The sequence below is a fragment of the Pseudomonas sp. RW10S2 genome, assembly GCF_014268985.1.
Taxonomy (GTDB): Bacteria; Pseudomonadota; Gammaproteobacteria; order Pseudomonadales; family Pseudomonadaceae; genus Aquipseudomonas; species Aquipseudomonas wayambapalatensis.
In genome coordinates, this window is the sequence record NZ_JABWRO010000010.1 from 33,715 (window position 1) to 54,238 (window position 20,524).

A 20,524-nucleotide genomic window follows, 5' to 3' on the forward strand; every position below is an offset into this window, starting at 1 on the left:
CAAGACTCAGGCCCAGGGACAGAAAGGCAAATCGTGACAGCTATCAAGAACCAGGACATACGGCACATGGTGCATCGTTTTATAGCCGCCATCTTCGCCCTGCTCGTCAGCGGCGCAGTGTTGGCGCAGGCCCCTCAATCGAGCTCGGCCATCTCCTATACCCGTGACATCCAACCGATCTTCACCCAGAAGTGCGTGGCCTGCCACGCCTGCAACGACGCCGCTTGCCAGCTCAACCTGGGCAGCGCCGAGGGGGCCGAGCGGGGCGCCTCCAAGGTGCCGGTGTACCAGGGCGAGCGCAGCCAGGCAGTCGCCACCACGCGGCTGTTCTATGACGCTCAGAGTGAAGAGGGCTGGCGCAGGAAAGGCTTCTATTCGGTACTCGACAACCAGGGCAGCCAGGCCGCGCTGATGGCGCGCATGCTCGAACTGGGCCACAAGACGCCGCTCACGCCCAACGCCAAGCTGCCTGAAGAGATCGTCCTGGGCCTTAACCGCAACAACATGTGCCCGTTGCCCCACGAGTTCGACGCCTATGCCGGTGCGCACCCGAAAGAGGGCATGCCGCTGGCGGTCACCGGGCTGACAGACCAGGAGTACTCGACCCTGCAGCGCTGGCTGGCGGCCGGTGCACCGGTCGAGTACCAGCCGATCCAGCCGAGCCCCAGCGAAGCGAAGCAGATCGCCGACTGGGAGGCGCTGCTCAACCGCCCCGGCTCCACCGAGGCGCTGGTGGGGCGCTGGCTGTACGAGCACTTGTTCCTGGCGCATATCTATTTCGTCGGCGGTGAGCAGGGCCACTTCTTCCAGTGGGTGCGCTCGCGCACGCCGAGTGGCCAGCCGGTCGACGTGATCGCCACGCGCCGCCCCAACGACCCGCCGGGCAATGACTTCTACTACCGGTTGATCCCGGTGCAGGGCGTGATCGTGCACAAGACGCACATCACCTACCCGATGGGGCCGCAGAAGCTCAAGCGGGTCAAGCAGCTGTTCTACAGCGGCGACTGGCGCGCCACCTCGCTGCCGGGCTATGGCCCGCAGCGCCGCGCCAACCCGTTCGAGACCTTCGAGGCGATCCCGGCGGTGGCGCGCTACCAGTTCATGCTCGACAACGCCGAGTACTTCGTGCGCACCTTCATCCGTGGCCCGGTGTGCCGTGGCCAGATCGCCACCGACGTGATCCGCGACAACTTCTGGGCGCTGTTCCAGGAGCCGGCCCACGACCGCTACGTCACCGATGCCGCCTACCGTGGCCAGGCCACGCCGTTGCTGGCCATGCCGGGGCAGATCGACGATGTCGGCAGCGTGCTGAGCCTGTGGCGTGCCTACCGCGACAAGCGCAACGACTACGAGACGCTGCGCCGCGAAGCCTACGCCGAAATGCCGCCGCCGAGTTGGTCGACGCTGTGGGCAGGCAACGACAACGCCTTGCTCAGCATCTTCCGCCACTTCGACAGCGCCTCGGTGAGCAAGGGCCTGATCGGCGACGTGCCGCTGACCATCTGGCTGTTCGACTATCCGTTGCTGGAGCGCACCTACTACCAGCTGGCGGTCAATTTCGACGTGTACGGCAACGTCTCGCACCAGTTGCAGACGCGCCTGTACTTCGACCTGATCCGCAACGGTGCCGAGGTCAACTTCCTGCGCCTGATGCCGGCCGACAAGCGCGGCGCGATCCTCAGCGACTGGTACCAGAACAGCGGCAAGGTGAAGATGTGGCTCGACTACACCGACATCGATACCGATACCCCAAGCGCCCTGCATCTGAACGAGCACAATGCCACACGCGACTTCGGCCTCAAGTTGCTGCAACGCACTGGCAGCCTGAACGCGGCGCCCGATCCGATCAATCGCTGCACCGGCGCCTATTGCTCGCGCCCGCAAATGAGCGAGGAGTTCCGAGATGTGGAGCAGAGCCTGAGCCGCCTGGTGTCGCGTCCGGCCGCAGGGCTGAAGGTGATCGGCCAACTGCCCGAGGCAACCATGCTGCGCATCGAAGGGCAGGGCGGTCAGCGTCAGGTCTACAGCCTGCTGCGCAACCGCGCCCACAGCAACGTTGCCTTCCTGCTGGGCGAGGCCTACCGCTACCAGCCGGGGCTGGACACCTTGACCCTGTATCCGGGGGTGCTGAGCAGTTATCCGAACTTCATCTTCAACATTCCGGCCAGCGACGTGCCGGAGTTCGTCGAAGACATGGAAGCGGCGCGTGACGACCAGGGCAAGTTCGAGCGTATCGTCGAGCGTTGGGGCGTGCGCCGCAGCCATCCGCAGTTCTGGCAGTACTTCCATGACCTGAACACCTACATCAAGGAAACCGAACCGGTGGAGGCCGGCGTGCTGGACATGAACCGCTACGAGAACCTCTGATCGATTGCCGGGAAAGGCGTGCGACCTTTCCCGGCATTCTGCGGTCGGACCTGTGGGTGGCCCCGGGGATGCGTTGCAGCCCATCGCGGGCCTGAATGCACCAAGAACCGCAGGACAACCCATGTTGTATTCGCTTCAGGCTCTCCGGGCGTTCGCCGCCTGGGTGGTGGTTTGCCACCACTTCATGCAGATCTTCTTCGATTTCAATGCCAAAGGCCCCGTCGGCCGCCTGCTCGCCGAGCGCGGAGCGGTGGGGGTCGATATCTTCTTCGTCATCAGCGGCCTGGTGATCTACCTCTCGACCCGCGACAAAGTCATCGCCCCGCGCGAATTCCTGCTCAACCGCGCCTTGCGCATCGTCCCGGCGTACTGGTTCTACACCTTGCTCATGGCCCTGCTGTTAATAGTGGCCAGCCGCTGGATGCCGCACCAGGTGTTCGAGTGGCAGCACCTGGTGCTGTCGCTGTTGTTCGTGCCCGCGGAAAACCCGGGTGGCTACGGGCTTTATCCCACGCTCAATGTGGGCTGGACGCTGAACTTCGAGATGTTCTTCTACCTGTTGTTCGGCCTGGCGTTCCTGGTGCGCCAGCGTCATCACCTGGTGCTGGTCACTGCGGCGCTGCTGCTGGTCAGTGAGGTGCTGGGGCGCCTGGGGGTGCTCAGCCGCTTCTACAACAACGACATCATCTACGAGTTCCTGCTGGGCATCGGCCTGGGTGTGCTGTATCGGCGCGGGCTGATCCGCGAGGGGCTGTGGCTGCCGCTGGCGGTGCTGGCGGCGGCGGGGTATGCGCTGTACCAGCTCGATGCTTCGCAGCGCCTGCTGCATTGGGGCTTGCCCAGTGCGATGGTGGTGCTGGCCTTTGTCGCACTGGAGCCGTACTTTCGTGGCAATCAGGTGCTCAAGGCGTTGGGCGACTGTTCGTACTCGGTGTATCTCACCCATGTGCTGGTGCTGTGGGGAGGCTGGTTCATCAGCCAGCGGCTGCGGCTCAATCCGTATCTGGTGTTCGCCTTCTGCGTACCGTCAATCGGACTAATGTCGTGGTTCAGCTACCAGTGGCTGGAGCGCGGCCTGTACCGCCGTCTCAAGGCCTGGTTCGGGGTGCGGGGGATGCGCCAGGCGCAACCGGCACTATCCCGAGTCAATTACTAGGACTTTGTTCGAGGCTTGGCATGACGTACACTGGGCGACAAGTCTGTGAGGAACTTCCATGAGCGCTATAACCATTACCGACGCCGCCCATGATTATCTGGCCGATCTGCTCTCGAAGCAGAACACGCCCGGGATCGGCATCCGCGTTTTCATCACCCAGCCGGGCACCCAGTACGCCGAAACCTGTATCGCCTACTGCAAGCCGGGCGAAGAAAAGCCTGACGACACCGCCGTGGGTCTGAAGAGCTTTACCGCATACATCGACGCCGTCAGCGAGCCGTTTCTCGAAGACGCACTGGTCGACTACGCCACCGATCGCATGGGCGGCCAGCTGACCATCAAGGCGCCGAACGCCAAGGTGCCGATGGTCAACGAAGACAGCCCGATCAACGAGCGCATCAACTACTACCTGCAGACCGAGATCAACCCCGGTCTTGCCAGCCACGGCGGTCAGGTGAGCCTGGTCGATGTGGTCGATGACGGCATCGCCGTGCTGCAGTTCGGCGGTGGCTGCCAGGGCTGTGGCCAGGCGGACGTCACCCTCAAGGATGGCATCGAGCGCACGCTGCTCGAGCGCATCCCGGAGCTCAAGGGTGTGCGTGACGTGACTGACCACACGCAAAAAGAGAACGCCTACTACTGATAGGCACTATCGCGGGGCAAGCTCGCTCCTACAGGTACGGCGTCGTGCCTGTAGAAGCGGGTTTGCCCCGCGATTGCATTCGCTGCCCGCCAAAAATGTCTTCGCCTAGCAACAAAGTGTTACTGTTTCAAGCCCTGCGACAACAGGCCGCAGCCCGTAAACCAAGGGCTGCAGCCCGATCTGCCAAAGGTCGTCTGGATGGTGCGGGGGTGTCATGCCAGAATGCCCCGGTTTTTCGACCGGCCCTGCTCGAGGGCCGGCACCTTCCCTGTAAAGGATGGTTCCATGACTGATCTACTGACCCGGCGCGCAGTTGTCGCCGGGATGGGCGTACTGGGGCTTGGCCTGCTGGCGGGTTGCAACCCGGCCCGGGGCCTGGACTTCAAGTACGGCAAGAACATGAGCAACGAGATCCTCGGGCGCAAGTTCAAGCTCAAGGATCCTCAGGGTAACGAGCGTACCCTGTCGAGCTTCTACGGCTCGATGCCGATGATCTTCTTCGGTTTCACCCAGTGCCCGGCGGTCTGCCCGACCACGCTGGCACGCGCCGCGCAGATCCGCAAACTGCTCAAGGGCCGTGACCGTGATCTGTTCCAGGTGGTGTTCATCACCCTGGACCCGGAGCGTGACACCCCTGAAGTGCTGGACGCCTACGTCAAGGCCTTCGACCCCTCGTTCGTCGCCCTCACCGGCACCCCGGAAGAAATCGACGAGGTGGCCCGGGAGTTCAAGGTGTTCTACGAAAAGGTCCCTGCCGGCGACACCTATACCATTTCCCACTCGTCCACCAGCTACGTCTACGATACGCGTGGCACCTTGCGCCTGAGTCTGGGCCATTCCCTGAATGCTCAGGAATGCGCCGAAGACCTGCGCACCCTGATGGAGATCTGCTGAATGTCGATGCAACCGATCAAGCGCGGCCTGGCCGCTCTCGCCCTGCTGGGCCTGGCACTGCCGGCGCTGGCCGACACCACCGTAAGCGACGCCTGGGTGCGCGCCAGCGTACCGCACCAGCAGTCCACCGGTGCCTTCATGACCCTGACCGCCAGCACCGACAGCAAGCTGGTGGGCGTGGCTTCGCCGGTGGCCAAGACCGTGCAGGTGCACGAGATGACCATGAATGGCGATGTGATGGGCATGCGTGAAGTGAAGGCGGTGGAGCTGCCGGCTGGCAAGCCGGTCACCCTCGACCCCAACGGTTTTCACGTGATGTTGATGGGCCTGAACGACCAGGTGAAGGAAGGCCAGCAAGTGCCGCTGACCTTGACCATCGAAGATGCCAAGGGCCAGAAGCAGACAATTGAGGTGCAGGCGCCGGTCAAGCCGCTGACCGCCGAGATGGACGCCGGGCACGACCACATGCACATGAAGCACTGAGTACCTACAGGGGCCGCGAAAGCGGCCCTTGTTCTTTCAGCCTGCTGTCGTTCAGCTACGGAATCGCGGCAGCGGCCGATCGATGGTCAGCGAAGTCAGGGTCTTGCGAACCTGGGCTTCGTCGGCCTCCAGGGCCTTGAGGCTCGCGCGGATCTTGCCAGCCGAGGGCACATCGCCCTGCCGGTCGATCCAGTCGGCGATTTCCTTGCAGGCGCTGCTCAGGCAGGCCTGGCGCTGGTTCATCAGCGTGATGAGGGTGGTGAGCTCTCGTTCTGACATGGCAGGATCCTCCGTTCAGCCCTCTCAGTGTAGCAGCGGCTGGCGGTCTTGCCGGGCGATGGGTCAGTGGTGCAGGCAGGCGAGACGGTAGGCGCCTGGCGTCACGCCGAAGGCCTGCTTGAACTGCCGGCTGAGGTGGCTCTGGTCGGCGAAGCCCAGCGCAAAGGCCACTTCCGAAGCTGGCAGGCCACGGCGCAGGAACTCTCGGGCGCGGGCCAGCCGACGCTGCTTGAGCCAGGCATGGGGCGGCAGTCCGGTGGCCTGGCGAAACACCCGGGCAAAGTGGAAAGGTGACAGGTTGACCGCCGCAGCCAGAGCCTCCAGCGAAGGCGGATCGGCCAGTTGGCTTTCCAGCAGTTCGCGGGCCCGTGCCACGGCCACCGGCTCGTGACCGGGGGCAGCAGGTTCGCTGCAATGGCCATGACGTTGTACCAGCGCCAGGACCGCATCGCGCCAGGCGGTTTGCTGCTCCAGCGCGCTCGCTCCGGCCTCCGACAGGCGGTGCACGCGGCTGAAGGCCGCCGCCAGGGTCGGGTCCTGCACCACGCTCTGCCTGAAGTGCGGCAAGCCGTGGCGGCCCAGCTCCAGCTCGTCGAGCACCCCGGTGACACGTTCGTGTTCCGGATAGAACGCACGGTAGCGCCAACCTGCCTCGTGGGCCTTGGCACCTGTGTGCAATTCGTCGGGATTGATCAGCACCACGCTGCCGACCGGCGCCAGGTGATCACTGCCGCGGTGCCAGAAACACTGGGCGCCGGACTCTATCACGGTGAACACATAGCCTTCGTGCACATGCGGCGCAAAGCGCTGCTGTACATAGCGGGCGTGCAGCATCTCGACATCGCCGAGGGCTGGCGCCTGCCACAGGTGGATTTGTTCGCGCAGGGGCGTGCTCATGTCAGCCAGCTGCGCAGGAGAAAGAAGATCAGCATGCTCGCCAGCATGCTCAGCAATACGCTGCGGGTCAACAGCACCAGGGCGATGGCCACCAGCGAGCCAAGCAGGTAGGGATTGAGCGGGTCGAGGTTCAACTGATGCTCGGGCAGGAAAATGATCGGCCCGCAGATTGCCGTGAGCATCCCTGGCACGGCGAAGCCGAGGAACTGGCGCACGTTGGAGCCCAGGCGCAAGGGCAGGCGCGGCTCGAGAAAGACATAGCGATTGAGGAACACCACCACGCCCATCGCGACGATCAGCAGCCAGATCATGAGCGGCTCCCAGCGAATTTCTGACAGACAAAACCCGCAGCCATGCCCAGCAGGCCGGCGGCGACCAGCGCCGTCTCCCAGTGCCAATGGCTGAACAGCACCGAGCAGAACAGCGACACCGCCACGCACACCAGGGTCGGTACGCTGCGTACCAGCGGCGTGATCAACGCGACGAAGGTGGCGACGATCGAGAAGTCCAGGCCGAGCTGGTCCAGGTGCGGGATATTCTGGCCGAGGATGATGCCGGCCAGGGTGAACAGGTTCCAGGCCACATAGAAGGTCAGGCCCACGCCTAATGCATACCAACGGTTGAACTGTTGCTGGTCGTGGTGGCTGGTCAGGGCGAAGAGTTCATCGGTGAGCAGAAAGCCCAACCCCAATCGCCAGCGGGTCGGCAGCCCCGACACCACCGGGCGCATGGACAAACCGTAAAGCAGGTGCTGCGACGTCAGCAGCAGGGTGGTCAGCAGGATCGACAGCAGCCCGGCGCCGCTCTTGAGCATGCCGATCGCCACCAGTTGCGCAGCCCCGGCGAAGACGATCGCCGACAGCCCTTGGCCTTGCCAGGCGCTGAGGTTGGCTTCGATGGCCATGGAGCCTGCGAGCAGCCCCCAGGGCGCAACGGCGAGCGATAACGGCAGGATGGCGACGGTGCCTTGGGTGAAGGCGTGGCGGGCGAGCGGCGGACTGCTGGACATGGCGGCTACGGACAAAGGCAGGGATGGGCAGCATGCCAGAGGAAAAAGCTGCCTGGCTTGAACGATCTTGCTCGTTTACCGGTGCGATGCGTTCTGTCACGACATTTTTTTCACATCCCCTTGCTAGGATCGCCGCGACAGTAAGGAGCGATCGATGATTCAAGTGTTGCGCAAGCGTGGCGTCAGGCTGACTTTGGCCGCGACAGCCGGAGTCGTCACCTGTGCCCTGGGCTTTTTTGCCTGGCAGACGTTCTACCCGGTGCAGGCCTCCGAGGGCTGGCACGTGCAGGTGCTCCACCGTGACGTGGCCAAGGCCGCCTCACTGCTGCCGCTGGCCGATGGCAGTCTGCTGGTCAGCCGCGAGCTGGACGATGGGCTGGGCAGCATTCTCAAGATCACCCCACAAGGGGAGCGGGTGGTGGTGGTCGATGGCCTGTCCAAGCCTGACGGCATGGTTGCGGTCGAGGGTGGCTGGGTGTTCAGCCAGGAGGGCGGGCTGGCCCCGGTCAGCCTGTCTCGCGATGGCCGGATCACCGCCTTGTTCAACGGCGAAAGCGTGCAAGGCCTGTGGAACGACGGCGACCACCTCTACGCCATCGAGGACCGCAAGGGCGATGGCCGCCTGATGCGCTATGACTGGCACAGCGGCCAGGTGCAAGTGCTGCGCTCGGCACTGACTGAAACCGAAGGGCTGACACGCTGCAGCGGTGGTCAATTGCTCTATACCGAAAAGGCTGCCGGCAAGATCCGTGCGCTGAACGAAGGGGGTGAAGACCCGGTAGTGGCCGAGGGACTGCGCAATCCCACCTTCCTGTTCTGCGACCAGCGCGGGTTGTGGATCAGCGAAGACTCCACGCATCGCGCGCGTCTGCTGCGCATCGATGCCGAGGGTAAGCGGCATACCGTGTTGTCCTTCCTCAAGGCGCCGCAGTCGATCGTGCCTGATGGCAAGGGCGGCTACCTGCTCGCCGAAGGCGGTCGCAATCGCGTCCTGCACCTGTCACCGCCCGCGCAGGAACTGGAAGCGCATGTGGCCAGCCTCTACGCGGAACTGCCCTGATCCGTCTCAGTGGCCGACCAGCGTTTCACTTGGGTTGCGCGATCAGCAGCAGCGACTGCGGCACCGGGCTCTGGGGGTGTTGCGGCTCCTGCAGCGTGCACAGGTTGAAACCTGCCATGTCCAGTGCGGCAAGCCAGCTGGACAGCGTGCGGAAATACCAGGGCATGGGCTCCCAGTTGCCCTCGAAACCTGCAAAGGACTCTACCCGCCAGCCATCCTGGTAGTTTCCCGCAGCCGCACTCCACGGGTGCAGGGTCTGGATCACCAGTGCGCCGTCTGGTGCCAGCAGCGGCGCCAGGGCAGCGAGCAGCGGGATGATGTCCTGGTGCAGCAGGGCGAAGTTGGCACAGATCGCCGAATAATCCCGACCGATCTCCACCTCGGCGCTAATCAGTTGCGTGTAGCTGGCCAGGTGCACCTGCGTCGAGCCTGCCGCCCTGGCCGACTCGACCAAGGTCCTGTCGCCGTCTACTCCCACGGCCTCGATTCCCCGGCCCTCCAAGGCGCGCAGCAGCCAGCCCTCGCCACAACCGAGGTCGAGCACGCGCTCCGGCTGGCAGCCGAGGATCGCCAGCAAGATCGCCTGGTCGGTGACCTGGCGGCGCGAGGCGATGCTGCCGCTGCGCACGGCCTCGATCCAGGCCTTGGCATTGTGCTGCCAACTGTCCAGCAACTGGGTGGTGGGATTGGGCATTGGTTGGCCTGCGTGCAGTGGGCGATGCACAGCATTCTAGTGCAACGCTGCCCCGAGACTTGTGCATCGGCCCATGCCCCCGCCACACTGGCTTCCCCGGACAAGGAGCAGCGCATGGCACTTTCGACGACGGACTTCACCACCCGGTTGCTGGTAGACGCGGGCATCGGCCCTGGCATGCGAGTGCTGGATGTCGGCTGTGGAGCGGGTGATGTGAGTGTGCTGCTCGCCGAGTTGGTCGGGCGTGACGGGGCGGTGGTCGGGATCGACCAGTCCGTGGCTGCGCTTGAACTGGCACGCCAGCGTTCGCCTGTTTCGGGCCATGCCCTGGTCGAGTTCGTCGCGTGCGACCTGCATCGATTGCCCGAATCCCTGGGGCTGTTCGACGCCATCGTCGGACGGCGGGTGCTGATGTACCAACCAGACGCCGTTCTGGCCGTGCGCAGGTTGTCCAGGTTGTTGCTGCCTGGCGGCGTGCTGGTGTTCCAGGAGCACGACAGCACCCTGACGCCCGCGAGTCTGGAACCTTTCCCGCTGCATCGCCGCGCCCAGCAGTGGCTCCAGCGAATGCTCGCCCATGAAGGGGCAGACCTGCACATCGGCTTCAATCTGCATCGCATCCTCACTGAAGCCGGATTGCAGGTGCAGAGCCTGCGCGCCGAATGCCTGTTGCAGACCCCGGACAGCCCCTACGGGCTGGCAGCGATCATACGGGCGTGCCTGCCACGAATCCTCGAGCACGGCATCGCCACGGCGCGCCAGGTGGGGATCGAAACGCTACAGGCACGGCTGGATGCCGAGCGCATGCAGTCGCAAGGGATCTATATCGGCGACATGGCATTCGGGGTCTGGGCGAACAAGCGCTGACGCAGTGGGAGAGGGGGCTTGCCAATCGCTAATGATTCTCGTTAATGTAATGTTATTACATTATTAATCGTCGTATCGGAGCATCGCCATGCAAGTCTTGTCATCCCTCAAGCACGCCAAACTGCGCCACCGCGACTGTCAGGTGGTCAAGCGCCGCGGCCGCCTGTATGTCATCTGCAAGTCGAACCCGCGTTTCAAGGCGCGCCAAGGTGGAGTGAAGAAGAAGCGCGGTTGAGCGGCAGGCCTGTTTTCAAGGGTGTGAGCAAGACGGTTGCTCCCATCCGCGAATGTGCGGCGGTATACTCGCCGCCCGTTCGACTGTTATCCGAGTATTTCAATGGGTTTTTCCGCTACCGTCACACCTGAGCCGCGCCGCCTTGGCGCGCCGCTGATTGCCCTGGCCCTGCTGCTGGCAGGCGCCTGGTTCCTCAACCTCAATGCCGGTTTCAAGCAGGTGCTGTTGCTGCTGGTCGGCGCGGCGCTGGGCCTGACCCTCTACCATGCCGCCTTTGGCTTTACCTCGGCCTGGCGGGTGTTCATCAATGAACGCCGTGGCGCGGGCTTGCGGGCGCAGATGGTCATGTTGGCGCTGGCGGTCCTGCTGTTCTTCCCGGCGCTGTCGGCGGGCAGCTTGTTCGGCAGCCCTGTCACCGGCCTTGTGGCCCCTGCCGGGGTGTCGGTGGTGTTCGGCGCGTTCATCTTCGGTATCGGCATGCAACTGGGCGGCGGTTGTGCCTCGGGCACGCTGTTCACTGTCGGGGGCGGCAATGCGCGGATGCTGGTGACGCTGCTGTTCTTCATCATCGGCTCGGTCACCGCGACCCACCATGCCGATTGGTGGTTCGCCCTGCCTTCATTTCCGGCCACCTCGATCGTCCAGGCGTGGGGCATGGGGCCTGCGCTGGTGGCCAGCCTCGGCCTGTTCGCGGTGATCGCCTGGGTCAGCGTGGTGCTGGAGAAGCGTCGCCACGGCGCGCTGGAAGCGCCCGTGAGCAGCGAGCATCAAGGCCTGCGCCGTTTCCTGCGTGGGCCTTGGCCACTGCTGTGGGGCGCAATCGCGCTGGCGTTGCTCAACTACGCCACCCTGGCGCTGGCCGGACGCCCCTGGGGTATCACCTCGGCCTTCGCCTTGTGGGGTGCCAAGACTTTGAGCGGGCTGGGCGTGGACGTGGGCAGTTGGGTGTTCTGGCAGTCGCCGGCCAACGCCAAGGCCTTGGCTGCACCGCTGTGGCAGGACATCACCACGGTGATGGACCTGGGGATCGTGCTGGGTGCCTTGCTCGCTGCCGGTCTGGCGGGACGCTTCGCGCCGAGCCTGAAGATCCCGATGCGCTCGCTGATCGCCGCGGTGATTGGTGGCCTGCTGCTGGGGTACGGTTCGCGTCTGGCCTATGGCTGCAACATCGGCGCCTATTTCAGCGGCATCGCCTCGGGCAGCGTGCATGGCTGGCTGTGGTTGGTGGCGGCCTACGCCGGCAACCTGATCGGTGTGCGACTGCGCCCGCTGTTCTTCGCTGGCGAGCGACGAGCAGCAACCCTGACCGGTTGCTGAGGTGCTTTCAGGGCGCTGAGGCGTAAGCGATCAGCGCCTGTGAAATGGTGAGAAACTACATGAGGTTTTTCTATAAATAACTTCATGTATGTTTCTTATACCATTGATAAATATAGATTTATTTTCTCGATTAATGACGATCGCGTGCGTCCGCTTCAGGCACTGAACCCCGCCTGCTGACCTTCTGTTTTCGTTTTGATGACAATTCGATAACGATTCTCATCCGAGATTCGTTTTCATGTGAATGCCGGCCAACCGGTATCCAGGACTTTCATCGAATCGAACAAGGAGAAGGCAGCGATGTTCGCGCCCATCAGCCGTAGCATGACTCTCACCTTGGGTCTGTGCGCCACCGTCATCAGCCCGGCAGGGGTGGCCGAAGAGCGCGAAAAGCGTTCCGAGGAAGGCGTACTGGAGCTCGGCTCCACCGAAATCCTCGCCCAGGGCCTGGGCAGCACCACCGAGCACACCGGCTCCTACACCACCGGCAGTATGAGCGCCGCCACGCGCCTGAACCTGTCGATCAAGGAAACCCCGCAATCGGTCTCGGTGCTGACCCGCCAGCAACTGGACGACTTCCAGCTCGACACCTTGTCCGAAGCGCTGGGCCACGTCACTGGCGTGACCGTCCAGCGCAACGACTCCGAGCGACCGATGTACTATGCGCGCGGCTACTCGATCAACAACTTCCAGATCGATGGGATGCTCAACACCTTCTCGGGGCTCAAGTCCGACTCCGACACCATCATCTACGACCGTATCGAGGTGGTGCGTGGCGCTACCGGCCTGACCACCGGCGCGGGTGATCCCTCCGGCACCATCGCCATGGTACGCAAGCGCCCGTCCCATGAGCTGGCGGTGAAGACCGGCATCAGTGCCGGCAGTTTCGACAACTACTACAGCTACGTGGACGTTGGCGGCCCTTTGGGTTGGGACGGGCGCCTGCGTGGGCGCACGGTGCTGGCCTATCGCGACAACAAATCGTACATGGACCACTACCAGACCCAGCGTGAGGTGGCCTACGGCATCCTCGAGGCCGACCTCACCGACAGCACGGTGCTTGCGGTCGGCTACGACTACCAGAACAAGCATGTCCAGGGCTCTAGCTGGGGCACCGTGCCCTACTGGAACGCCGATGGCAGCAAGGCCAACCTGCCACGCTCGACCAACCTGGCGGCGCCCTGGTCGTCCTGGCCACTGAAGGACCAGACGGTGTTCGCCACGCTCGACCAGCAACTGGGCAACGACTGGCTGCTCAAGGCGGCCTACACCCATCGGCAAAGCGACAGCGACGGCAAGGTCTACTATGGCGGCAACGGCTTCCCCGAGGCCGACCGCAGCGGCATGAAGGCCTGGAGCAGCCATTTCTCCGGAGAGGAGCAGATGGATGCCGTGGACTTCAACCTTGCAGGCCCCTATCAGTTGCTGGGTCGTACCCACGATTTCATGATCGGCTACGGGGTTTCCGAGCGACGCGACAGCTCGCCGTACTACACCGGCCGCAACGATCCGCAGGGCTACGCGATCATTCCCGACTGGAAATACATGGGCGGTATTCCCAAGTTCTACGATCGCAAGACTGGCCTGGATGAATCGCGCTCGCGCATCGAGCAGAAGGCCGGCTACATCGCCACCCGGCTCAACCCTACCGATCGCCTGCACCTGGTACTCGGCAGCCGCTACGGCAGCTGGAAGACCACCAGCAAGTCCTGGAGCTACGATGACAACCTGGCGGTCAGCGACATCTCCCGCAGCGAGCAGACCCAGAACGACCAGTGGACGCCCTATGCCGGTGTGCTCTACGACCTCAATGAGCAATTCACCGTCTATGTCAGCTATACCGACATCTTCAACCCGCAGACCAACAAGGACATCAGCGACAAGTACCTGGACCCGGTCGTGGGCAAGGTCTACGAGCTGGGCCTGAAGGGCAGCCTGTTCGAGGACCGGGCCAACCTCAGCGCCGCGGTGTACCGCAGCAAGCAGGACAACGTTGCGGAGGTCGACGACTCGGTGCCGCCAGGCCCCAACGGCGAGCAGTACTACAAGTCCGGTGGCAAGGGGGCGGTGGTCGAGGGCTTCGAGGCCGAGTTGGCAGGCGAGGTGATGACGGACTGGCAGATGAGCCTGGGCTACAGCTACACCCACGCCCTGCGCGGCGACAAGACGCGCAAGGACACTGCCCGACCGATGAACCTGGTGCGTTTCTCCAGCACCTACAAGGTGCTGCCAAAACTGACCGTGGGCGGCACCCTCGACTGGCAGAGCCACACCTTTGGTGTCGGTAACCGCCCAGTGGGGCGCAATGCATCGGGTGGCATCATCACCGCCAGAGACCGCATGAGCCAGCGGGCGTTCTCGGTGGTCGGGCTGATGGCCCGCTACCAGATCGACGAACACCTGTCGGCATCGGTGAACGTGAAGAATCTGTTCGACGAGCACTATTACAACAACCTGGGGTTCTACAACGGCGTCTATAACGGCGAACCGCGCACCCTGATGGTCAGCCTGGACTGGTCGTTGTAGCGTCCTGCGCCTGGCCTGCGACGTGCAAGCGCTCGCAGGCCAGGTTCAGCGCCCCAGCGGCAGCGCTACCGCAATCATCGCGAACAGCGCGCCGCAGCAGCGGTTGAACCCCTTGCCGCCCTTGGCCAACCACGGCCTGATGCGACCGGCCAGGCGTGCCAGCAGGTATTCGACCAGGCATTCCACGCAGGCGAACGTCGCCGCCATCACGATGAACTGCAGGGCCAGGCCGCGTTGCGGGTCGATGAACTGTGGCAAAAAGGCGCCATAGAACAGCAGCACTTTCGGGTTGGACAGCGCCGACAGCAAACCCTGGCGGAACAAACCGGCATTTCCCAGCCGGGTCTGGCCCTGGGCCAGGTCCAGGTGCAGGGGTGGGGCACGCCAGAGCTGGATGCCGAGCCACAGCAGATAGGCGCCGCCGACCCATTTGAGCACTTGCAGCACGGAGCCGGACGTTTGCAGCAGTGCGCTCAGCCCGAACATCGCCAGGGCGATCAGGGCGCTGAAACCACACATGCCGCCGAGGATGGTGAACAGCGTTCGCCGCGCGCCGTAGCGGGCGCCATGAGTCAGGGCAAGCAAACTGTTGGGACCCGGGGTCAGAGACAGGCCGATGCTTGCCAGCAGGTAGATGAGCCAGGTGTCGAGTGCCATGAGAACGCCTTGTAGGGGAAGGGGCGGCGGGCCCGCTGCGCGCAAGCGGCCCTGTGAGTGCGAAGTATAGGGCCGCTTGTCCTTAGCGCATGGGTATGATCTGGACGTTCAACTGTTGGCGTGCCAACACCCTGCGCACACTTTGCCCGCCATCGATCACCGCATATTTGGCAAACTCCAGCAAAATCAGTGGGTTGAAACCCGGCACAACTTCTGCAAAAGCCCCTGCATGCCCAGTCATCCGCAGGAGCGCCCTTGAACCGACTCAACTTCCCCTTGATCCCGCTCTGTGCCGTGCTGGCCCTGGCTGGCTGCGAGCGTGCCGAGCAGGTCACGACGCGCAGCGACCAGCCGCTGCACGGCGGAACCTTGGTCTATGCCACCGACCGTGAGCCCACCTGCCTGGACCCGCATGTGGCGGGTGACATGCCGCAAGTGTTCGTGGCCCAGCAGTACCTCGACTCGCTGGTGTCGATGGACAGCGACGGCCGTATCGGTCCTTGGCTGGCCGAGCGTTGGCAGGTGTCCGCCGACGGCCTGAGCTACACCTTCCACCTGCGCCGCGACGTGCATTTCACCGATGGCACGCCGTTCAATGCCCAGGCGGTCAAGGCCAATCTCGACCACATGGCCGACCCCAAGACCCAGTCCAGCACCGCGGGCGGCTATATCCGCCAGTATCGCGGCACCGATATCGTCGACGAATACACCGCCGTGGTGCACCTGGCCACGCCTTACGCCGCCTTCCTCGAAGTGCTCGCCCAAGGTTTTCTCGGCATCCAGTCGCCCACCGCGCTCAAGCGCAGCCGTGACGAGAACTGTGAAAGCCCGGTGGGCAGCGGGCCGTTCAAGGTGGTGCGCTGGGACCGGCAGAACCAGGTCGAACTGGTGCGCAACCCTGACTACAACTGGGCGCCTCCGACCGCCAGGCACCAGGGCCCGGCGTATCTTGAGCGCATCGTGTGGAAGTTCATCCAGGAGCCTTCGGTGCGTTTCGCCTCGCTGCAGGCCGGTGAGGTCGACGTGATCGAGAGCGTGCCACCCGAGTCGCACGAGGCTGCGCGGCGCAATCCGGATGTCGAGCTGATCATCGCCCAGCGCCCCGGCAACCCCACCAACGGCACCTTCAACCTGCGCCGGGCGCCGTTCGACGATATCCGCGTGCGGGAAGCCTTCGTACGCAGTGCCGATATCGAAGGCGCGCTCAAGAGCGTGTACTTCGGCGAGTTTCCGCGAGCCGGTGGCCCGCTCAGCGTGGCCACGCCGTTCTACAGCGGCGATTTCGAGCGCAGCCAGGACTACGATCCGCAGCGCGCCGCCCGATTGCTCGACGCCGCCGGCTGGACCGCGCGTGATGCGCAGGGTTACCGCACCCGCAATGGCAAGCGCCTGAGCGCGGTGGTGCTGATCGGCGCGCGTACACCGCCTTCGGAACTGACCCTCTGGGAGCAGGTGCAGGCCACCACCCGCCAGGCTGGCCTGGAACTGGTGATCGATCAGATGAGCGACGCCCAGGTCACCGCGCGCCAGGCCGCCTGGGACTACGACATCCGCACCGGTTACTGGAACACCAACACCCCGGATGTGCTGCGCATCATCTTTGGCTCGGCGTTCGTCCAGCCGGCAGGTGTCGGCGGCTATCACCAGAACTCCTCGGGCTTTGCAGATCCGGGCTTCGATGCGCTGCTCGACGACGCCCTGGCCACACAGGATCCGGAGCGCCGTCGGGCGCTGTACCTCAAGGCCCAGCAACAGGCCGCCAGCCAGTACCTGCAATTGACCACCTACCCACAGAGCACGCGGCTGGGCCTCTACAAGACGGCCCACGGCGTGCGCCTGGAGCCCTCGTTGGCGGTGACCTACCTCTATGACGCATGGGTGAGCAAATGAGCGACCCGACGACCCTGACCGATCCCCGTCGCGAGCGCCTGGGTGCGCTCGCACGCCGCGCCGCCATTCGCCTGGGCGGCGGCCTGCTGGTGCTGTGGGCGGTGGCGACCCTGACCTTCTTCGCCCTGCGCCTGATGCCGGGCGACCCGGTGCTGGCGATTCTTGGCGGCACCACCGGCAACCCGACGCCGGAAGCCATCGAGGCGACCCGGCGCGAGTACGGCCTGGACAAACCGCTACCGGTGCAATACGTGCTGTATCTCGGGCGTCTGGTGCAGGGCGACCTGGGCCAGTCCTACTCCCAGCACCAGCCCGTGACCCGAGTGCTGGCCGAACAGGCCGGGGCAACCCTCGAGCTGACGTTCGCCGCGCTGGTGCTGGCCTGGTTGCTGGTGCTGCTGTTGACGGTGGTCACCGCCGGCCGTGGCCGGCTCATCGGCGGGCTGGCCTCGCTGGCCGAAACCCTCAGCGCCGCCTTGCCGCACTTCTGGCTGGGGGTGGTGCTGCTGGCTGTGTTCGCCTTCGGCTTGCGCTGGTTCCCGCCGGCGGGCAGCGACAGCCTCGCAAGCCTCGTGCTGCCGGCATTCTCCCTGGCCATTCCGCTGGCAGGATTCATCGCCCAGGTGACCCGTGAATCACTCGAGCTGACTCTCGATCAGCCCTTCATTCTCAGCGCCCGCAGCCGTGGCCTGAGCGACCTGGCCGTGCGCTTCCGGCATGCCCTGCGCCACGCCCTGCTGCCGGGGGTGTCACTGTCGGGCTGGGCCATCGGTGCGCTGATCAGCGGGGCGGTGGTGTGCGAAGTGATCTTCTCGCGCAAGGGGGTGGGCCGTCAGTTGTACCAGGCGGTGCAACTGCAGGATCTGCCGCTGGTGATCGGCATCACCCTGGTGGTGGCTGCAGCCTACGTGCTGGCCAACATTCTCGTGGACCTGCTCTACCAATGGATCGACCCACGCCAACAGGAGGCGAGCGCATGAGCGACCTTATTCTGGAACACAGCCAGGCGCCGCTGCGTCGACAACGTCGCTTGCAGTGGCCGCCGCTGGGGGCGAGCCTGGCGATCCTGTTCCTGCTCGCGCTGCTGCTGGCGGCGCTGGCGCCTGGGCTGTTCACCCGCATCGACCCGCTGGCGATCGTGCCGCGCGAGGCGTTCCAGGCGCCGAGTTGGACGCACTGGCTGGGCACCGACCAGTCGGGGCGCGACATCTTCGCGCGTATCGTCCATGGCGCGCGTCAGAGCCTGCTGATCGGTGTGGCGGCAACCTTGCTGTCGATGACCATCGCCGTCAGCCTCGGGCTGCTCGGCGGATTGGGCGGGGCGCGGGTAGACCGTGGCGTGGGCTGGCTGCTGGAGGTGCTGTTCGCCTTTCCCAGCCTGGTGCTGGCGCTGCTGTTCGTGGCGGTGTTCGGCAGCGGTGTCGGTCCGCTGATCATCGCCACCGGGCTGGGTGGGGCGCCTGGCTATGCGCGGATGGTCCGTGGCCAGGTGCTGGCGGTACGCAATTCGGGCTATATCGAAGCGGCGCGGGCGCTGGGGCACCCGACCGCACGCATTGTCCTGCGTCAGTTATTGCCCAATGCCATGCGCCCGCTGGTGGTGACCCTGACCATGGGCGTCGGTCAAGCCATCGTCTGGGCATCTGCCCTGAGTTTCCTGGGGCTTGGTGCCCGACCACCTGCGCCTGAGTGGGGCACCATGCTGTCGATGGGCCGTGATTTCATTGCCAGCGCCTGGTGGCTGACCTTTTTCCCCGGCCTGTTCATCGTGCTCACCACGTTGGCGACCACCGCGGCCGGACGCTACCTTCAACACCGCCTGGAGGGCCGCCTGCCATGAGCGACAAGACCTTGATCGTCGATGGCCTGAACGTGACGTTCGAAGGCCGCAGTGTGGTGCGCGAACTGTCCTTTACCCTGGCGCCGGGTCGCTGTGTGGCCCTGGTGGGGGAGTCTGGCTCGGGCAAGAGCGTCAGCGCCCGCAGCCTGGTTGGGCTGGTGGGCGCGCGTGGCGAGGTGACCGCGCGCACCTTGGGCTTTGCCGGTCGCGACCTGCTGGCCCTGAGCGAGCGTCAATGGCGTGCGGTGCGTGGCAAGGATATCGGCTTCGTGCTGCAGGATGCGTTGGTGTCGCTCGACCCGCTGCGGCCCGTGGGCAAGGAAATCCTCGAGGTGTTGCAGACCCATGGCTATGGAGATCGGGTGCAGCGCGCTGCGCGCGTACTGACGCTGCTCGAACGGGTCGGGGTGCCGGACGTGGCGTTGCGTGCGCGGCAGCGGCCAGGCCAGCTTTCTGGGGGGCTGCGCCAGCGAGCGCTGATCGCCAGTGCGCTGGCACTGGAACCGGCGCTGGTGATCGCCGATGAACCCACCACTGCGCTCGATGCCACGGTCCAGGCGCAGATTCTTGAGGTGTTCCAGCAGATCAAGGCGCGGGGTGCATCGTTGCTGATCATCAGCCATGACCTGGCGGTGGTCGCGCAACTGGCCGATGAGGTGGTGGTGCTGCGCCATGGCGAGATGGTGGAGCAGGGGCCGATGCAGCAGGTGCTGCGTCAGCCACAGCATCCCTATACCCAGGCGCTGTTGGCCGCGGTGCCGGCGGAGCATCCGCGTGGCAGCCGCCTCTCGCCAACGCGTGCGGGCGAGCGTGTACCGCGTAGCGCCGTGCCTGGCGAGGTGCTGCTGCAGGCCCGAGGCCTGGGCAAGCGCTACACCGGCCCTGACGGGGTGGTGCGCCAGGTGGTGCAGGGCGTGGACTTCACCCTGCGTGCCGGGCGTACCCTGGGCATCGTCGGTGAGTCCGGCTCGGGCAAGACCACGGTCGCGCGCATTGCCCTCGGGCTGCTGCAACCGGACCAGGGCGAGGTGCTGTATCGCGGCCAGCCATGGAACCGCCCGAACGATGCCGTAAGCGAAGCCCGCCGCCGCCCGCTACGCCAGCAGATCAGCGTGATCTACCAGGACCCGCTGGGTTCGTTCGACCCGCGCTGGACCGTGGCGCAGATCCTTGATGACGCCTTGCAGGTGGCGGGCGTCGAGGCCGCCGCGCGCCCGGCGCGTATCCAGGTGCTGCTCGAGCAAGTGCGCCTGCCGGCCAGCCTGGCCAGCCGCCGGCCGTTGCAGCTCTCCGGCGGCCAGCGCCAGCGTGTGGCGATCGCCCGCGCCATCGCCAGTGAGCCGAAGCTGATCATCTGCGACGAGCCTGTGTCGGCGTTGGATGTATCGGTGCAAGCCCAGGTGCTCGACCTGCTGGCCGACCTGCAGGATGCGTTGGGTCTGGCCTATCTGTTCATCTCCCACGACCTGGGGGTGATTCGCCATGTCAGCGATGACGTGCTGGTGATGCGCCATGGCCAGGTGGTCGAGCATGCGCCGGTCGAGCAGTTGTTCGAGCAGCCTGCCCACGAATACACCCGCCGCCTGCTCGGCTCGGTGCCGCGCCTGCCGGGCAGCGGCGCCGAGCTGGTGGTGCCGCCGCTGGACCTGGAACACGAAGCCTTCGACCTGTTCGATGAATCACGCCTCTGGAAAATCGCCATTTAAGGAT

At 64.8% G+C, this 20,524-nt stretch carries 20 protein-coding genes; 14 read left to right on the forward strand and 6 right to left on the reverse strand.

The annotated features are described in order from the left end of the window. The first annotated feature begins 66 nt into the window (after positions 1–66). From HU729_RS04070 to HU729_RS04090, 5 genes are all read left to right on the forward strand, one after another. Positions 67–2,367 (forward strand): fatty acid cis/trans isomerase, encoded by a 2,301-nt coding sequence (locus HU729_RS04070; protein WP_186708519.1) that lies wholly within the window; start codon positions 67–69, stop codon positions 2,365–2,367. 121 nt (positions 2,368–2,488) lie between these two features. After that, entirely contained in the window at positions 2,489–3,523 is a 1,035-nt protein-coding gene (locus HU729_RS04075) for an acyltransferase (RefSeq protein ID WP_186665127.1), read from the forward strand. A 58-nt stretch (positions 3,524–3,581) separates the two neighbouring features. After that, positions 3,582–4,166, forward strand: a complete 585-nt coding sequence (nfuA, locus tag HU729_RS04080) for a Fe-S biogenesis protein NfuA (protein WP_063545100.1) — start codon at positions 3,582–3,584, stop codon at positions 4,164–4,166. 285 nt (positions 4,167–4,451) lie between these two features. After that, positions 4,452–5,060: an SCO family protein gene (locus HU729_RS04085; protein WP_054890835.1), complete on the forward strand. Its 609-nt coding sequence runs from the start codon at positions 4,452–4,454 to the stop codon at positions 5,058–5,060. Next, positions 5,061–5,543 (forward strand): copper chaperone PCu(A)C, encoded by a 483-nt coding sequence (locus HU729_RS04090; RefSeq protein WP_186665125.1) that lies wholly within the window; start codon positions 5,061–5,063, stop codon positions 5,541–5,543. 51 nt (positions 5,544–5,594) lie between these two features. Here the strand turns inward: HU729_RS04090 and HU729_RS04095 are convergent, their stop codons facing one another. The 4 genes from HU729_RS04095 to HU729_RS04110 form a co-directional block, all read right to left on the reverse strand. Then, a complete protein-coding gene (locus tag HU729_RS04095) occupies positions 5,595–5,822 on the reverse strand; it encodes a hypothetical protein (protein WP_054890833.1) in 228 nt (75 codons plus the stop codon). 63 nt (positions 5,823–5,885) lie between these two features. Next, positions 5,886–6,719, reverse strand: coding sequence for an AraC family transcriptional regulator (locus tag HU729_RS04100; protein WP_186665123.1), 834 nt, complete (start codon positions 6,717–6,719; stop codon positions 5,886–5,888). Beyond that, positions 6,716–7,030 carry an AzlD domain-containing protein gene (locus HU729_RS04105; protein WP_065862729.1) on the reverse strand — a complete coding sequence of 105 codons (315 nt, stop codon included), beginning with the start codon at positions 7,028–7,030 and terminating at the stop codon, positions 6,716–6,718. Before HU729_RS04105 ends, HU729_RS04100 begins: the two co-directional genes overlap by 4 nt. After that, positions 7,027–7,728 carry an AzlC family ABC transporter permease gene (locus HU729_RS04110; RefSeq protein WP_186665119.1) on the reverse strand — a complete coding sequence of 234 codons (702 nt, stop codon included), beginning with the start codon at positions 7,726–7,728 and terminating at the stop codon, positions 7,027–7,029. Before HU729_RS04110 ends, HU729_RS04105 begins: the two co-directional genes overlap by 4 nt. A 154-nt stretch (positions 7,729–7,882) precedes the next feature. On the opposite strand from HU729_RS04110, the gene HU729_RS04115 reads away from it, so the two are divergent. Continuing rightward, a complete protein-coding gene (locus tag HU729_RS04115) occupies positions 7,883–8,788 on the forward strand; it encodes a hypothetical protein (protein ID WP_186708520.1) in 906 nt (301 codons plus the stop codon). Positions 8,789–8,813: 25 nt separating this feature from the next. Here HU729_RS04115 and HU729_RS04120 read toward each other — a convergent pair whose 3' ends face one another. Then, positions 8,814–9,482: a class I SAM-dependent methyltransferase gene (locus HU729_RS04120; RefSeq protein WP_186708522.1), complete on the reverse strand. Its 669-nt coding sequence runs from the start codon at positions 9,480–9,482 to the stop codon at positions 8,814–8,816. Between the two features lie 114 nt (positions 9,483–9,596). Between HU729_RS04120 and HU729_RS04125 the strand changes: the two genes are divergently transcribed. From HU729_RS04125 to HU729_RS04140, 4 genes are all read left to right on the forward strand, one after another. Then, positions 9,597–10,349, forward strand: coding sequence for a class I SAM-dependent methyltransferase (locus tag HU729_RS04125; RefSeq protein ID WP_186665113.1), 753 nt, complete (start codon positions 9,597–9,599; stop codon positions 10,347–10,349). Between the two features lie 88 nt (positions 10,350–10,437). Next, the gene (ykgO, locus tag HU729_RS04130; RefSeq protein WP_054890826.1) at positions 10,438–10,584 is read left to right on the forward strand and encodes a type B 50S ribosomal protein L36; all 147 of its coding nucleotides are present in this window, start codon (positions 10,438–10,440) and stop codon (positions 10,582–10,584) included. Between the two features lie 102 nt (positions 10,585–10,686). Continuing rightward, positions 10,687–11,901 (forward strand): YeeE/YedE family protein, encoded by a 1,215-nt coding sequence (locus HU729_RS04135; RefSeq protein WP_186708524.1) that lies wholly within the window; start codon positions 10,687–10,689, stop codon positions 11,899–11,901. A 300-nt stretch (positions 11,902–12,201) separates the two neighbouring features. Further along, the gene (locus HU729_RS04140; protein ID WP_186708526.1) at positions 12,202–14,427 is read left to right on the forward strand and encodes a TonB-dependent siderophore receptor; all 2,226 of its coding nucleotides are present in this window, start codon (positions 12,202–12,204) and stop codon (positions 14,425–14,427) included. A 45-nt stretch (positions 14,428–14,472) separates the two neighbouring features. Here the strand turns inward: HU729_RS04140 and HU729_RS04145 are convergent, their stop codons facing one another. Further along, positions 14,473–15,084, reverse strand: a complete 612-nt coding sequence (locus tag HU729_RS04145; protein WP_112898414.1) for a LysE family translocator — start codon at positions 15,082–15,084, stop codon at positions 14,473–14,475. Between the two features lie 276 nt (positions 15,085–15,360). Between HU729_RS04145 and HU729_RS04150 the strand changes: the two genes are divergently transcribed. Genes HU729_RS04150 through HU729_RS04165 form a run of 4 tightly spaced genes read left to right on the forward strand, consistent with a single transcriptional unit; the run spans position 15,361 to position 20,520 of the window. Next, entirely contained in the window at positions 15,361–16,974 is a 1,614-nt protein-coding gene (locus HU729_RS04150; RefSeq protein WP_238348300.1) for an ABC transporter substrate-binding protein, read from the forward strand. Beyond that, positions 16,971–17,954 (forward strand): ABC transporter permease, encoded by a 984-nt coding sequence (locus HU729_RS04155; RefSeq protein ID WP_186665105.1) that lies wholly within the window; start codon positions 16,971–16,973, stop codon positions 17,952–17,954. Before HU729_RS04150 ends, HU729_RS04155 begins: the two co-directional genes overlap by 4 nt. Then, positions 17,951–18,814 (forward strand): ABC transporter permease, encoded by an 864-nt coding sequence (locus tag HU729_RS04160; protein WP_186665103.1) that lies wholly within the window; start codon positions 17,951–17,953, stop codon positions 18,812–18,814. The genes HU729_RS04155 and HU729_RS04160 overlap by 4 nt, the downstream gene beginning before the upstream one ends. Continuing rightward, entirely contained in the window at positions 18,811–20,520 is a 1,710-nt protein-coding gene (locus tag HU729_RS04165; RefSeq protein ID WP_186708528.1) for an ABC transporter ATP-binding protein, read from the forward strand. Before HU729_RS04160 ends, HU729_RS04165 begins: the two co-directional genes overlap by 4 nt. Positions 20,521–20,524: the final 4 nt, after the last annotated feature.

What these genes read in the sequence shown, in the direction of transcription:
- HU729_RS04110 (WP_186665119.1), bottom strand. Translation starts at nt 7,728, where the DNA reads ATGTCCAGCAGTCCGCCGCTCGCCCGCCACGCCTTCACCCAAGGCACC.
- HU729_RS04105 (WP_065862729.1), bottom strand. Translation starts at nt 7,030, where the DNA reads ATGATCTGGCTGCTGATCGTCGCGATGGGCGTGGTGGTGTTCCTCAAT.
- HU729_RS04085 (WP_054890835.1), top strand. Translation starts at nt 4,452, where the DNA reads ATGACTGATCTACTGACCCGGCGCGCAGTTGTCGCCGGGATGGGCGTA.
- HU729_RS04140 (WP_186708526.1), top strand. Translation starts at nt 12,202, where the DNA reads ATGTTCGCGCCCATCAGCCGTAGCATGACTCTCACCTTGGGTCTGTGC.
- HU729_RS04135 (WP_186708524.1), top strand. Translation starts at nt 10,687, where the DNA reads ATGGGTTTTTCCGCTACCGTCACACCTGAGCCGCGCCGCCTTGGCGCG.
- HU729_RS04115 (WP_186708520.1), top strand. Translation starts at nt 7,883, where the DNA reads ATGATTCAAGTGTTGCGCAAGCGTGGCGTCAGGCTGACTTTGGCCGCG.
- HU729_RS04145 (WP_112898414.1), bottom strand. Translation starts at nt 15,084, where the DNA reads ATGGCACTCGACACCTGGCTCATCTACCTGCTGGCAAGCATCGGCCTG.
- HU729_RS04155 (WP_186665105.1), top strand. Translation starts at nt 16,971, where the DNA reads ATGAGCGACCCGACGACCCTGACCGATCCCCGTCGCGAGCGCCTGGGT.
- HU729_RS04090 (WP_186665125.1), top strand. Translation starts at nt 5,061, where the DNA reads ATGTCGATGCAACCGATCAAGCGCGGCCTGGCCGCTCTCGCCCTGCTG.
- HU729_RS04165 (WP_186708528.1), top strand. Translation starts at nt 18,811, where the DNA reads ATGAGCGACAAGACCTTGATCGTCGATGGCCTGAACGTGACGTTCGAA.
- nfuA (WP_063545100.1), top strand. Translation starts at nt 3,582, where the DNA reads ATGAGCGCTATAACCATTACCGACGCCGCCCATGATTATCTGGCCGAT.
- HU729_RS04120 (WP_186708522.1), bottom strand. Translation starts at nt 9,482, where the DNA reads ATGCCCAATCCCACCACCCAGTTGCTGGACAGTTGGCAGCACAATGCC.
- ykgO (WP_054890826.1), top strand. Translation starts at nt 10,438, where the DNA reads ATGCAAGTCTTGTCATCCCTCAAGCACGCCAAACTGCGCCACCGCGAC.
- HU729_RS04095 (WP_054890833.1), bottom strand. Translation starts at nt 5,822, where the DNA reads ATGTCAGAACGAGAGCTCACCACCCTCATCACGCTGATGAACCAGCGC.
- HU729_RS04160 (WP_186665103.1), top strand. Translation starts at nt 17,951, where the DNA reads ATGAGCGACCTTATTCTGGAACACAGCCAGGCGCCGCTGCGTCGACAA.
- HU729_RS04100 (WP_186665123.1), bottom strand. Translation starts at nt 6,719, where the DNA reads ATGAGCACGCCCCTGCGCGAACAAATCCACCTGTGGCAGGCGCCAGCC.
- HU729_RS04125 (WP_186665113.1), top strand. Translation starts at nt 9,597, where the DNA reads ATGGCACTTTCGACGACGGACTTCACCACCCGGTTGCTGGTAGACGCG.
- HU729_RS04075 (WP_186665127.1), top strand. Translation starts at nt 2,489, where the DNA reads ATGTTGTATTCGCTTCAGGCTCTCCGGGCGTTCGCCGCCTGGGTGGTG.
- HU729_RS04070 (WP_186708519.1), top strand. Translation starts at nt 67, where the DNA reads ATGGTGCATCGTTTTATAGCCGCCATCTTCGCCCTGCTCGTCAGCGGC.